The sequence below is a fragment of the Streptomyces sp. 35G-GA-8 genome, assembly GCF_023534745.1.
GTDB lineage: Bacteria > Actinomycetota > Actinomycetes > Streptomycetales > Streptomycetaceae > Streptomyces.
Map to the genome: position 1 here is coordinate 240872 of NZ_JAMHJQ010000002.1, position 13305 is coordinate 254176.

Here is a 13305-nt window from a genome sequence, read left to right on the forward strand (position 1 = left end):
TGCTCAGCGCCGCCGCACGTCCCCCTTCCCGCACGCCACTCCGTCCCCGTCCGGGTCCAGCCGGAGCGGATCGTCCCGGCCGTTCACCTTCAGCCGCCCGTAGTCGTTCGCCGCGAGCCAGTCGCAGCGCGCCCTTGTCGTCGCCGCCTTCGTGCTTCCCCGCACCGTCTCGGGGAAGACCGTCGGTACGCAGACGTCCGCCGAGCCGTAGTGCCGGTCGCATCCCGCGATCCGCGGACTCACCGGCGCCGAGGCCCGCTTCTTCCGCGGCTTCTCGGGGCTCTTCGCGAGCGCGCCCGCGAAGTCATGGACGTGCGCCGACTCCGCCGCCTTCTCGGCGAGCGCGGGCGGGCCGCCCAGCCGCACCCACTCGGCCACCGAAGGAACGCCGTTGGCGTCGACCGCGAAGAGCATGTACCAGCCGGGAGGCGCCAGATTCGGGTTGCTCGTGACATTGAGGTCGACGGTGTTTACGTCGTTTCCGTCGTTTCCGTCCACCGACAGCGGCAGGTCGACGAACCGCTGGTTGGGGTCGGAGGAGTGGGTGACCGCGGCCGGCCTGATCAGTTCGGCCTTGGCGATCGGCCGGTCGACCGTGATCCGCTGCGTGTCCCCGTACAGCCACTGATTGTCGACCAGTGAAGTGATCCGCGGGCGTGGCCCCTTGAGGAGATACGGCGGGGTGTACAGCGACACCTGATGGTTCCAGGAGCCGTTGCCCGGGTTGTCGCCGGTCGTCATCACCCGGCCGTCCGGCAGCAGGAAGGCCGACGAGTGGTAGCCGCGCGCCTCCGGGTCCGCCGCCACCGGATCGAAGGTGTCCGTCACCGGGTCGAACAGCGAGGACTCGTACACGGGGTTGGCGCGGTTGTGCAGCGCGCCGCCCGTCTCCGGGACCTTGCCGTCGGGCAGCAGCACGGCGGAGCCGTACATCTTGCCCTGCGCCCCGGTCTGGGGCTGGGGTCCGTTGCCGAGGTCGACGGTGCCCTGCGGCAGCAACGGGCCAGGTGTGTACCGGGGGTCGGGCTGCTTGAGATCGATGAGATCCGTCAGCCTGTTCGCCTCCGGGTTGGAGTCGATGTTGCCGCCGCCGATCGTCAGCACCCGCTGGTCCTGCGCGGGCGGCAGCAGCACGCTCGCCGACTGGTCGCGCTCGTCCTTGTTCTGGAGCCCCGGGATCTCGGTCACCGTGTTGGCGTCGTAGTCGTAGACCGACGAGCCGGTGCCGGGCGTGCCGTTGCCGAAGACATGGCTGCCGGAGTAGAAGAGCCGCCCGTCCTGCATCAGGATCATCGACGGGTACAGGCCCCAGTACGACCAGGTCTGGTTGACCTGTCCCGTCGGCAGCCACTTGTCCTGCGCCGCCGACCAGCGCTCGGCGGTCACCGAACCGCTGGAGTCCTCGCGCAGCCCGCCGAAGGACATCACATCGCCGTTGCCCATGATCGTGGCCGACGGATACCAGTGTCCGTCGTTCATGTCGTTGGTCCTGGTGTACGTCTCGGTGGCGGGGTCGAAGACATACGAGTCCTTGAACCCCTGGTAGCCGACCGTGCCGTCCGCCGACGGATAGCCCTTGTTGCCGCTCATCACCAGCACCCGGCCGTCGGAGAGCTGGACATGGCCGGAGCAGAACATGTCGTCGGGGGTGGGGACCGTACGGTACGAGCCGTCCGCCGGGTCGTACACCGCGGAGGTGAACGTACCGGCCGCGAACATCTCCGGGTCGTTGCCGGAGCCGGCGATCAGCAGCACCTTGCCGTTGTGCAGCACCACCGAGTGCATCGAGCGCACCGGGTTCTCCGTCGGCAGCACCTCCCAGCGGCCGTTGGCGCACTCCTCGGCGGTGCCGGTGCACTCCGGTTCGACGGGCGGCGGGGCGACCTCCTCCATCACATAGTCGTCGGTGGTCACACTGCCCGTGCCGTACACCGACACGCCCCAGGTGATCCGGTCGGTGCCGGGCGGAATCACGGGCGTACGGACCTCGGCCCGCTGGTAACCGGCGCTCAGGTCCAGGGTTTTGAGATCGGTCCAGTACTGCCAGCCGGCCGTGGTGTCATGGCGGAAGAGGGTGATCGCGGCGTCGGGGGTCGTCGACCTGTACCAGAGGGACAGGTCGTACTGCCGCTCGGGCACCACCGCGGGCGCGCACTGCGCGGACTCCGTGATCAGCGCCTTGCGGTCGCCGTCGGTCCTGCGGGTCAGCTCCACCCTCATCGCGGCGGTGCCGGAGTGGGCGTCGGCGACGGTGTCGAAGGAGAAGTCGTTGTCGCCCCAGCCCGACCGCGCCCAGCAGTACGGCATGCCGTCCGTGCCCGGTGTCTCGAAGCCGGGGTTCTTGACGAGGTTCGCCCCGGCCATCGCGGGCCGCTCGGTGGCGAACAGCAGGCCGCCGGCCAGCGCGAGGAGGGCGAGGAACGCGGTACGGCGCGAGGTGCGGAAGCGGCGCGGCGAGACGCGCGGACGGACAGGGCTCATCGGCGCGCGCTCCCCTCGGTACGCGCGGCAGGCGCCTCACTCGTGACGGGGGCCTGAGCGCGCCTGCCCGGCCGCTGCCGCTTCCGCCTCGGCAGATAGACCAGCGCCTCCGTCCCCACGAACCGCAGCACGAACGTCGCCAGCAGCGCGCAGGCGGTCGCCGTCAGCACCCCCATCCCCAACTGGCCGACCAGCAGCGCGATCAGCGGGATACGCAGGAGCAGATCGGCGTTGGCGAGCAGCGCGAACCGGCCCACCCGGTCTGCCCAGTGCCGGTGCGCCCGCCGGTCGCGGAAGAGCAGCGTCTCGATCAGGAGGAAGTTCCACACCACACCGAGCTGGTTGGCCAGCACCTCGGCCGGCAGATAGTGGACCCCGGCCGCCATCAGCCCGTGCAGCGCGAGCAGGTTCGGTACGAAGCCGCTGAGTCCGATCAGTCCGAAGGCGATCATCCTCGCGAGCGGCGCGGCCGTACGCAGCTCCACGAGATGGCGGAGGAAGCGCATCCCCTCCTTCGCCGTCGACTTGGACTCGCCCGCGAACCGGTCGCGGAAGACGAACGGCACCTCGGCCGGCTGTTCGGGCCGGCAGCGTACGGCCAGTTCCAGCAGGATCTTGTAGCCGAGCGGACGCAGCGCCTCCGGGGTGACGGCGGAGCGGCGGATCGCGAAGAACCCGCTCATCGGGTCGCTGATCCCGCGCAGCCTGGCCGGGAAGATCCCCTTGGTCAGCCAGGTCGCCGCGCGGGAGACGGCGACGCGGTAGCCGCCGGCCAGACCCGCGCGGCTGCCGCCGTCGATATAGCGGCTGGCGACGACGAGATCGGCGCAGGTCCGTTCCCCGGCGGCGACCAGATCGGGGACGAGCGCGGGCGGATGCTGGAGATCGGCGTCCATGACCACGATCCAGTCGGAGCCGGCGGCCCTGAGCCCTTCGACGACCGCGCCGCCGAGACCGCCCTCGGGCGCCTCGCGGTGGATCACGTTCACGGGGAACGGGCAGTCCTGCGCGGCCGACACGATCACCTCGGGGGTGTCGTCGGTCGAGTCGTCGACGAAGAGCACCTCGCAGGGCAGCCTGGCCGGTACGGCGTCGGTGAGCTGCCGCAGCAACTCCCTGATGTTTCCCGACTCGTTGAAGGTCGGGATGATGACGGTGACGGCGCCCGGCTCGGCGACGACGGTCGCTTCCAGCTCCGGTTCACCGCGCTCCCCGGCACCGATGGGGGGAAGAATGCTCATCGCCCGTCGCCTCCCGCGATCCGGTTGCCGTCCGTGATCCGGTCACCTCGCGTGATCCGGTTGCCATCGGTGATCCGCCGGATCTCGATCCGGTCCTCGCCGTCCCCGAAGACGGCGACGGCGGTCGAGTGCTCCAGCGCGTCGCGCACCGTGGGCAGATCACGCGCGTCGCGCCGTACGGTCGGGGACGCGACCACATAGTCCAGGTCGCGCCAGCCGTCCGGCATGGTCTTCGTGACGGCCGGGTCGAGGTCGGCCTTGTAGAACCAGATCGCGCCGAGCCCCGGCTCGTACCCGGCGTGCACCAGATCGAGCCAGAGCGCGTCATCGACCAGCACCCGGGCCCGGGAGGGGTCCGGCACCTCCGTCGCCATCCACGCGGCGGCCTGCCGGTAAGGGGCGTTGGCGTCGGCCGTCAGCGCGGTGCGATCGCCCTCGTACCAGCGGGGTACGACGACCACGAGCGCGGCCAGGGCGAGCGCCGCCAGCGCGGTGCGGCGGACGGTGGTGAGCGCCCGGCCCTCCCGCGGACCGCGCCGTCTGCGCAAAATCGCGTGGCTGACGGACGCGGCGCCGCCCGCCAGCACCAGCGCCAGGAACGGCAGCCCCTGGATCACATACATCGCGGGCAGATAGCCGGACGGGCGCAGGGCGACCAGGGTGAGGATCACCACGGCCAGCGCGGGCCCCGCCAGCGCCCGCGCGGTGACCGACCAGCGCAGGGTGACCATCAGCAGGACGGCGCCCGCGATCCCGCCGAGCGGCAGCACCCGGTCGTAGTACAGCCAGGACTGGAGCACCCCGTACGAACCGCTGCCCGGGTCGAGCACAAAGCCGGATCCGGGCCTGCTCATCTGGTACGTGATGCCGTCCCAGAGCGAGACATGCCCGGCGCCGGGCAGCAGCTCCCCCTTGAGCAGCGCCATCAGCGGATAGCAGAGCCCGACCAGCGCGCAGGCGGTGATCGCGCCGGTCACCGCGAACTTCCGGGTGTCGCGATGGCTGTGCCGCCACAGCGTCATCAGCAGCGCGGGCAGGATGACCAGCATGGTCTCCTTCGTCAGCACCCCGACGGCGGCGGCGAGTCCGGCCGCGAAGTGGTGCCACAGGTGCCGGCTGGGCGAGGCCGCGAGACAGAACGCGAGCAGCATCCACATCACGGCGAGGTTGTCGAGGAAGATCTCCCGCTGGAGCACCACGGAGAGCGGGGAGAGCCCGAACAGGGCCATCGCCAGCCCGGCGGCCCAGCGCGGCAGCCACAGCCGCCGGGCCAGCACATAGAGGAAGACCGCGCTCGCCGCGCTGACCAGCAGCATCGCGAAGCGCATCGGGGCGACCGTCATCGTCTCGGGCGAGAGGAGCGAGGGCAGCCAGGTCAGAAAGGCGATCTGCATCCAGCCGAGCGGCGGATGGTCGTACCAGTAGGTGTAGTGGGCGAGGCCCTTGCCCTCCTGGACGGCCCAGGCCTGGGCGAGATAGGTGCCCTCGTCGTCGCTGAGCGTCGGATAGTGCTGGATGTTCCAGCCCTGGACCAGCAGGATCGCGACGAGGAGCGCCCCGCACAGGAGCAGATCGGCGCGGGAACTGCGGAAGCGGATGACCGGGCGGACGGTGAGCGGCGTCGGGCCGCCGCCGCGGCGGCGGGCATGGCTCGGCCGCGCGGGGACGGTGGTCCGCTGATCCGCCGTCACCTCGGGGAGGGTGGAGGTCACGCGTGGACGTCCTCTCGGATGAGATGCGCGCCGACATGACTGGTCAGCTCCCAGTCGCCGTGCCCCCGCTGCTCGCGCCAGACGGCGCGGATCGCCGCGCCCGCGAGGAGCAGTTGGTAGAAGGGGCCGCCGACGATGAGCTTCAGATAGTGCGTGAGCCGGACCCGCAGTCCGTACTGCTTGCCGAAGTCATGGAGCCCGACGACCTCGAAGACGAAGGTCACCATGGCGGTGACCAGCGGCAGGAAGGTCACGAACGCGACCGTCACCGGGACGTCGAGGAGGAGCGCGATCCCCACATTGAGCGGGATGATCAGACCGGTGAACGCCTGGAGGAACGGTGTCATCAGCGTGTAGCGGGCCAGCATTCGCTGTCCGCGCGTGGGCAGTTGGCGCCAGTCCTTCTTGCGGTAGACCTGAAGGAAGCCCTGGTTCCAGCGGGTGCGCTGCTTGAGCAGGGACATCAGCGAGCCCGGGGTCTCCTCGCGGGTCACCATGTCGGAGTCGTAGGCGACGACGACCTTCTTGCCGGCGCTGGAGAGCCGTACGCCCAGATCGCAGTCCTCGGCCAGGCAGTTCTGGTCCCAGCCGCCCGCCTCGCGCAGGACGTCGGTGCGTACGAAGACGGTGTTGCCGCCGAGCGGGATGAAGCCCTTCTGGGCGTGCAGATGGAGCCTGCTGCGGAACCAGAAGAAGTACTCCAGGCAGTTGCGCAGGCTGTACCAGCTGGAGTGGAAGTTGATCAGCTGGACGCCGCCCTGGACGACATCGGCGCCGGTGGTGCGGAAGGCGTGGTCGACATGGGCCAGCAGCTCGGGATGGACCTGGTCCTCGGCGTCGAAGACCCCCACGACCTCGCCGGTGCAGTGCGGCAGCGCGGTGTTCAGCGCCTTGGGTTTGTTCTTGGCCTCATGGGTGTCGACGACGACCCTGACCCGGTGCGGGTCGCGGGCGGCGGCCCGCTCGGCGACCGCCGCGGTCTCCGGGTCGTCGTGCCCGACGATGACGATGATCTCGAACTCGCGGTGGCCGGACTCCAGCAGCCGTTCGACGGTGTGCTCCAGTACGGCCTGTTCATGACGGGCCGGCAGGAGCAGCGAGAACGAGCCCTGGCGACCGCCGTCGGGCCGGTCGAATCTGGTCGCGGCCAGCGTTTCCGGCGTACGCCAGGCATGCATCTGCCACCAGAGCGTGAACGCGGCCATCCAGAACAGCGCCAGTGAAATGGCAGCGATGAGTACAGACGTGAACACATGGCCCCCCTCGGCCAGGGCCGGCCGCGGCAGGCCCCCCTGGCCGTCGGCTGACCCGTACATCCCCCTGTGCGCACAGTCCCCCCGTGCACACCTGTTGTGACTCTTGTGAAGACGATAGGGGGGACCTGTGACCGCCGGAGGGCCGATTGGGTGAATACTGCGTTTCGGGCCGATTCACCATGCGTCGAAAATCAGCCAGACGTTACTCGAAAACGCCCAACTCTCCCTTGAGGGCGGCTACTTCCGTCACCGGTGCCGCGCAGACGAACCTCCGGCAGACATAGGCGGCGGCCTCCCCGCCGACCAGCGGACGGTCCGCCAGCAGCGGGAATTCATCACTTCCGGCCACGCCCGCGGCGACGACGGCACCCGGCGCGGTGCCCAGCAGCGCCGTACGGTGCAGCGCGCTCCGCCCGGGACCGGTCCCGTCCGCGTCGTCCCCCGGCTTCTCCACGACCGCGACCTCGCGCGGCCCGTCGAGCAGCGCCTCGGCCACCGCGAGCCCCCAGCCGATGAACCGCGGCGCCCTCGGCCCGAGCGCCTTGACCACCCCCAACGCCCCTTCCGCCGCGGTGCGGTGGGCCTCCGAGCCGGTGTGCGCGGCATACGAGAGGAGCGCCCCGGCGGCGGCCGTCCAGCCGGACGGCGTGGCGTTGTCCGTGGGGTCCTGCGGGCGCCTGATCAAACGTTCGGCATCGTTCGCCGTGTCGTACAGCGTCCCGCCCTCGGCCACGAACCGGTCGAGGACAATGTCCAGCAAGAATCCGGCGAATTCCAGCCAAGCACCCTCACCGGTGACCCCCGCGAGCGCCAGGAAGCCCTCGGCGACATCGCCGTAGTCCTCCAGGACCCCCGCGTTGGCTCCGGCGCGGCCGTCCTTCGACGTACGGGCGAGCCGCGCCGTATCGTCCAGATGCACCCGCACCAGCAGATCGGCGGCCTCGGTGGCGCGCTCCACCAGATCCGGCCGGTCGAAGTAGGCGCCGGTCTCGGCCAGGGCGGCGATCGCGAGCCCGTTCCAGGCGGCCACGACCTTGTCGTCCCGGCCCGGCCTCGGCCGTCCGTCGCGCGCCGCGAGCAGCCGCCGCCGTACGGAATCGACCCGGGCGGCGTCCGCCACCCCGCCGTCCAGGGGCAGTTGCAGCACGGACGCGCCCTTCTCGAAGGTGCCTTCCTCCGTCACCCCGAAGTACCGCGCGGCGAACGCGGCGTCGGACTCCCCCAGCACCTCGCGCAGCTGGTCCGGCGTCCACACATAGAAGGCGCCCTCCACATGCGCGCCGCTGCCGTCGTCGCTGTCCGCGTCCAGCGCGGACGCGAACCCGCCCTCGGCCGTGCGCAGTTCGCGCACCATGAAGTCGGCCGTCTCCAGCGCCACCCGCCGGGCCAGATCGGAACCGGTGGCCCGCCACAGATGCGCGTACACCCGGCACAGCAGCGCATTGTCATACAACATTTTCTCGAAGTGGGGCACCGTCCACTCACGGTCCACCGAGTACCGGGCGAACCCGCCGCCCAACTGGTCGTAGATCCCGCCCCTGGCCATCGCCTCGCACGTGTCGGCCGCCATCTGGAGCGCCCCCTCCGCGCCGGTACGGGCGTAGTGGCGCAGCAGGAACTCCACCGCCATCGACGGCGGGAACTTGGGCGCCCCGCCGAACCCGCCCCGCGCCGCGTCGTACTCCCGCGTCAGCCCCAGCAGCGCCTGCGCCAACTCCTCCTCGCCCGGCACCCCGTCCCCCCGGTACGCGAGCGACCGCCCGGCCAGCTCCCCCACGATCCGCGCCGCGACCTCCGCGACCTCCCCGCGCCGGTCCTTCCACGCGGCACTGACCCCCTCCAGGACCTGCGGGAAGGACGCCATGCCGTGGCGGGGCGCGGGCGGGAAGTACGTACCGAAGTAGAACGGCTCCCCGTCCGCCGTCAGAAACACCGTCATGGGCCACCCGCCCTGCCCGGTGGCCGCCTGCACCGCCTCCATATACACGGCGTCCACATCGGGCCGCTCCTCGCGGTCGACCTTGACGCTGACGAAGTGCGCGTTCATGTACCGGGCGGTCGTCGGGTCCTCGAAGCTCTCGCCCGCCATCACATGGCACCAGTGACAGCTGCTGTACCCCACGCTCAGCAGCACCGGCACATCCCGCCGCCGCGCCTCCTCGAACGCGGCGGGCGACCACGGCCACCAGTCGACCGGGTTGTCGGCGTGCTGGAGAAGGTAGGGGGAGGTCTCATGGGCCAGTCGGTTCGCCATACGCCCATCCTGCCCCAGCGGGGGCGCTGCCCTCGCGCACGCCCGCCGCGGGCGCGGAGTTCCGGGCTGGTGACGCGGCAGGTTCGAGGGCTCCGCCCATGGAGTGCCCGACGTACGCGCGTGCGTCCGGTCATGCGGGAAGCGTGAGCAGCATCAGTGGAGCGGTGGTGGGCTGGGGTGAGCCGCCGGCGGGTTCGATGGTGAGCCCGACGGCGGTGGCCTTGCCGAGGTCGCCCTCGATGGCCACGGCCCCGTCGTGTTCGAGCAGTCCGGCCGGGCGCATGGTGCCGTGTTCGGCGTACCAGAGCTGGTAGGTCCTGCCACTGGCCGGCCTGGGGAGGCCGGTGCCGACGAACACCGCCTTGCCCAGCTGCCTGGACGTGATGACCGCGGCGGAGGCCCCGTTGGTGGTGCGGCCCTGGACGGTGCGGACGTCGGGGGCGGACATGACCGACGTCAGGTCTTCGAGCTGCCGGGCCGCCTGCCGCGCCTCTCGTTGCGACTCGGTGCTCCGCTGGTGCTGCCAGGCCGCGACGCCCGCCAGGGTGACGGTGACGACGATGCCGGCGGCGACGAGGAGGGGGCCGGTCCTGCGCATCGCCGAGAAGATCGATGTGACGCGCTGGTCGCTCGCCGGCACACGTGGGGGCATCTGGCGTACGGAGTCGATGCCGTGCATGACGGAATCCCTCATGCCCCGCGGGGCCGGGCCGGCCACCGCTCCGGCGAGCCGGCCGGCGGTGGCGGCGAACCCGGCCACCTCGTCCCGGCACGGTGCGCAGTGCGCGAGATGGGCCTCGACCACCTCGCGCTCGTCGTGTGGGAGCGCGTCGAGTGCGTAGGCGCCGGTAAGGCTGTGGAGTTCTTCGTGAACTCTCATGCTGTCACCCCCATGCAGTCGCGCAGCCGGATGAGCCCGTCGCGCATACGTGTCTTGACGGTCGGAAGCGGGGTGCGGAGGGTTTCCGCGACTTCCCGGTAGGTCAGCCCCTGGTAGTAGGCGAGAGTGACCGCCTGCCGCTGGAGTTCGGTGAGCTGCTTCATACAGCGGCGCACCTGCTGGCTCTGCAACCGGGTCTCGGCTCGCTCGGCGACATCGTCGTAGGGCCGTTGCAGGTCGCGTACGGCGTGGTCGCGGTCGCGGTTGGCTGCTGCCTCGGCCGAGCGGACCCGGTCCACGGCGCGGCGGTGAGCGATCATGCTGGCCCAGGCGTGGACGCTGCCCTTCTCCGGGTCGTAGCGCGGAGCGCGCCGCCACAGGTCGATCATGACTTCCTGGGCGACTTCCTCGGACTGGGCACGGTCGCGCACGACCTTGAGGACGATCCCGAACACGGTGTCGACGACGGCGTCGTAGAGAACCGTGAAGGCTTCCTTGTCGCCGCACGCGACACGCCTCATGATCTCGTCCAGCCGGAGTTCGGCGGGGTGTGGCGGGCCGGAAGGAGCGGGTTCACTCAACGGGTTCCCTCTCATCACTGGTGGGCCACCTCACACAGGCAGCCCTTATGACCGGCGGGACGCTTCCCTCGCATATCAGCCCTTCGGTGATCAGTGACGACGAATGGGGGAGTTCAGGCGCGGCGCGCTCCGCCACGCTGTGCCTCCTCATTACTTCGCCACGGTCGGGCAAGCGGATGGGTCACTCATCGCCCGGAGGAACGACCGTGTCCGGCGGTCAACTGTGAGACCGCCGGCACCGGGCGGGTCCAAGCCGGTGGCCGCGCCGCCGCGAAGGACGGGTGTGACCATCAACCGAGCAACTCTCATCCGTGGGACGACGGCGGGCGCCGCCGGACTGCTGGCCGCGTTCTCCTCGCTGGCGGTGGGGGAACTGGCGGCAGCGCTCGTGCGACCGGAGGCCAGTCCCGTGCTCGCGGTCGGCGGCGCGTCCATCGACCTCACCCCGGCACCGGTGAAGGACTGGGCGATCCGCAACTTCGGCACCCACGACAAACTCGTGCTGCAGGCGGGCATCCTCACCGTACTGGCGCTGTTCGCCGTGGCCCTCGGCCTGCTCGCCCCGCGCCATCGGCGGGCCGGCGCTCTCGGAGTCCTGGCCTTCGGCGTGATCGGAGCGGCTGCCGCGCTCGGGCGCCCGGATTCCGCGTCGTGGACCGACGCCCTGCCGTCGATCACCGGGTCACTCGCCGGTGCCGCGGTGCTGTACGTCCTGGCCCGCGCTCTCGCCGGCCCCCGCGACGCGGTGACGCAGGACGGACCGGATGGCTGGGACCGCCGCGGCTTCCTGCTCGCCGCATCCGCGGCGGCCGTCGCCTCCGCTGGGGCATCGGTCCTCGGCCGCGGCCTGGCCTCCTCCCGAAGCGGTGACGCCGTCGCGTCACGAGCGGCCATCACCCTGCCGACCCCCGGGTCACCGGCCCCCGCGATCGATTCCCGCGCCGCACCGCGCGTTCCCGGAATGCCGCCGTTCACCACCCCGAACAAGGACTTCTACCGCGTCGACACCGCCCTCGTCGTCCCCAGGGTCGACGCCACCGCCTGGCGCCTGAGGATCCACGGAAGGGGCGTGACCAACCCTCTCAGCCTCACGTTCCAGGACCTGCTGGACAGTGAGCTGATCGAGCGCGACATCACCCTGACCTGTGTGTCCAACGAGGTGGGCGGCCCCTACGTCGGCACCGCGCGCTGGATCGGCGTACGCCTGGCGGACCTGCTGCGGCAGGCAGGAGTCAGGCCGCCGTCACGCGGGGGCCGGGCCGATCAACTCGTGGCCCGGTCCGTCGACGGGATGACGCTCGGCGCCCCTGTCGAGGACGTGATGGACGGCCGGGACGCCATGCTCGCCATCGGGATGAACGGCGACCCGCTGCCCTTCGAGCACGGCTTCCCGGTCCGTATGGTCGTGCCGGGGCTCTACGGCTATGTCTCCGCCTGCAAGTGGATCGAGGACATCGAGCTCACCACCTTCGACGCCTACGACCCCTACTGGGTCAAGCGGAAGTGGGCCCGCGAGGCCCCCATCAAGACACAGTCCCGCATCGACACCCCCAAACCCTTCGCGCGCCCCACGGCCGGCACCGTCATGGTCGCCGGGGTCGCCTGGGCACAGCACCGGGGCATCGACCTGGTCGAGGTACGCGTCGACGACGGCCCCTGGCAACGCGCCCATCTCGCGGCCGAACACACCACCGACACCTGGCGCCTGTGGTCCCTCCCCTGGAAAGCCACCACCGGCACCCACACCCTCACCGTGCGCGCCACCGACCGCACCGGCGAGATCCAGACGGAGCGGCGCGCCCGCACCATCCCCGACGGCGCCAGCGGTTGGCACAGCGTCGTCGTGACAGTGACCACCTGACGGAGTGACCTGACAGAGCGGCCTGACGGGCGACCTGACGCACGACCTGACGCGCGATCACCTCGAACTCCCGTTCAAGAGCTGCCCCATCGGGTGATATCTCGTCGCCTACGCGATCCACCAATCCACCTCGCGCCGCGCTCCGAATCACCAATGTGACGATCAAACGGAGAGCCCTCACGGGACAAGCGTCACCAGGTGACCCGCGCTTCCCGCCCAGGCCGCCCCACACACCCAAGTCACTACACACCGCAATCATTCGATCACCCAGGAGAACTCTGATGACTTCCTTCCGCTTCCGTCGTGCCGCTGTCGCCGTCGCCGCGGCCGCTGTTCTGCCCCTCGCGCTGACCGCCTGCGGGGAGAGCGACTCTTCGACATCGGCCGCGGACAAGGAGACGACGGCGCCGGCCGAGGAGAAGTCGACCCCGCCCGCGGACGATGCCGCTCCTGGCGGCGATGGTCCGTTCGGGCCCGCCTGCGCCTCGGTCCCCACGGAGGGCGCCGGCTCCTTCGACGGCATGGCCAAGGACCCGGTGGCGACGGCCGCCTCCAACAACCCCGCCCTGTCCACACTGGTGGCCGCGGTGAAGAAGGCCGGGCTCGTCGACACCCTCAACAACGCACAGAACATCACCGTGTTCGCGCCCACCAACGACGCCTTCGCCAAGCTCCCGAAGGCCGACTTGGACAAGGTCCTCGCGGACAAGGAGATGCTGACCAACATCCTCACCTACCACGTGGTCGGGCAGAAGCTCACCCCGCAGCAGCTCGAGAACGGCAGTTACGAGACTCTCCAGAAGTCCACCCTCACCACCAAGGGATCCGGCGAGGACTACACCGTCGACGACAACTCGAAGGTTGTCTGCGGCAATGTCCCGACCGGCAACGCCACGGTCTACATCATCGACACCGTGCTCATGCCGAAGTCCTGACCAGCGAACGGGACTTGGCCGAACACCCCCACCACCCACTCACACACCCACTCACACACTCACCCACCGCTCACCCGGCACAGAGGCGACTGTGCCGGGTGAGC

9 protein-coding genes are annotated in these 13305 nt (G+C 70.5%); 2 read left to right on the plus strand and 7 right to left on the minus strand.

Annotated elements, in window-relative coordinates:
- Positions 1-3 precede the first annotated feature (3 nt).
- The 7 genes from M1203_RS04205 to sigK form a co-directional block, all read right to left on the minus strand.
- Positions 4-2481, minus strand: a complete 2478-nt coding sequence (locus M1203_RS04205; RefSeq protein ID WP_249948119.1) for a galactose oxidase early set domain-containing protein — start codon at positions 2479-2481, stop codon at positions 4-6.
- Positions 2478-3722, minus strand: a complete 1245-nt coding sequence (locus M1203_RS04210; RefSeq protein ID WP_249948120.1) for a glycosyltransferase family 2 protein — start codon at positions 3720-3722, stop codon at positions 2478-2480. Before M1203_RS04210 ends, M1203_RS04205 begins: the two co-directional genes overlap by 4 nt.
- Positions 3719-5434, minus strand: coding sequence for an ArnT family glycosyltransferase (locus tag M1203_RS04215; RefSeq protein WP_374401814.1), 1716 nt, complete (start codon positions 5432-5434; stop codon positions 3719-3721). The genes M1203_RS04210 and M1203_RS04215 overlap by 4 nt, the downstream gene beginning before the upstream one ends.
- Positions 5431-6687 carry a glycosyltransferase gene (locus M1203_RS04220; protein WP_249948121.1) on the minus strand — a complete coding sequence of 419 codons (1257 nt, stop codon included), beginning with the start codon at positions 6685-6687 and terminating at the stop codon, positions 5431-5433. The genes M1203_RS04215 and M1203_RS04220 overlap by 4 nt, the downstream gene beginning before the upstream one ends.
- Positions 6688-6892: 205 nt before the next feature.
- The gene (locus M1203_RS04225) at positions 6893-8944 is read right to left on the minus strand and encodes a thioredoxin domain-containing protein (RefSeq protein ID WP_249948122.1); all 2052 of its coding nucleotides are present in this window, start codon (positions 8942-8944) and stop codon (positions 6893-6895) included.
- Between the two features lie 130 nt (positions 8945-9074).
- Positions 9075-9824, minus strand: coding sequence for an anti-sigma factor domain-containing protein (locus M1203_RS04230; protein ID WP_249948123.1), 750 nt, complete (start codon positions 9822-9824; stop codon positions 9075-9077).
- Positions 9821-10405: an ECF RNA polymerase sigma factor SigK gene (sigK, locus tag M1203_RS04235; protein WP_374401819.1), complete on the minus strand. Its 585-nt coding sequence runs from the start codon at positions 10403-10405 to the stop codon at positions 9821-9823. The genes M1203_RS04230 and sigK overlap by 4 nt, the downstream gene beginning before the upstream one ends.
- Positions 10406-10694: 289 nt before the next feature.
- Here sigK and M1203_RS04240 point away from each other — a divergent pair, with 289 nt between their 5' ends.
- Positions 10695-12266 carry a molybdopterin-dependent oxidoreductase gene (locus tag M1203_RS04240; RefSeq protein WP_374402100.1) on the plus strand — a complete coding sequence of 524 codons (1572 nt, stop codon included), beginning with the start codon at positions 10695-10697 and terminating at the stop codon, positions 12264-12266.
- 281 nt (positions 12267-12547) lie between these two features.
- The gene (locus M1203_RS04245) at positions 12548-13201 is read left to right on the plus strand and encodes a fasciclin domain-containing protein (RefSeq protein WP_249948126.1); all 654 of its coding nucleotides are present in this window, start codon (positions 12548-12550) and stop codon (positions 13199-13201) included.
- Positions 13202-13305 lie beyond the last annotated feature (104 nt).

Bases quoted from the DNA above. Each gene is read 5' to 3' on its own strand.
- M1203_RS04230 (WP_249948123.1), bottom strand. From the start codon at position 9,824: ATGAGAGTTCACGAAGAACTCCACAGCCTTACCGGCGCCTACGCACTC.
- M1203_RS04205 (WP_249948119.1), bottom strand. From the start codon at position 2,481: ATGAGCCCTGTCCGTCCGCGCGTCTCGCCGCGCCGCTTCCGCACCTCG.
- M1203_RS04210 (WP_249948120.1), bottom strand. From the start codon at position 3,722: ATGAGCATTCTTCCCCCCATCGGTGCCGGGGAGCGCGGTGAACCGGAG.
- M1203_RS04225 (WP_249948122.1), bottom strand. From the start codon at position 8,944: ATGGCGAACCGACTGGCCCATGAGACCTCCCCCTACCTTCTCCAGCAC.
- M1203_RS04245 (WP_249948126.1), top strand. From the start codon at position 12,548: ATGACTTCCTTCCGCTTCCGTCGTGCCGCTGTCGCCGTCGCCGCGGCC.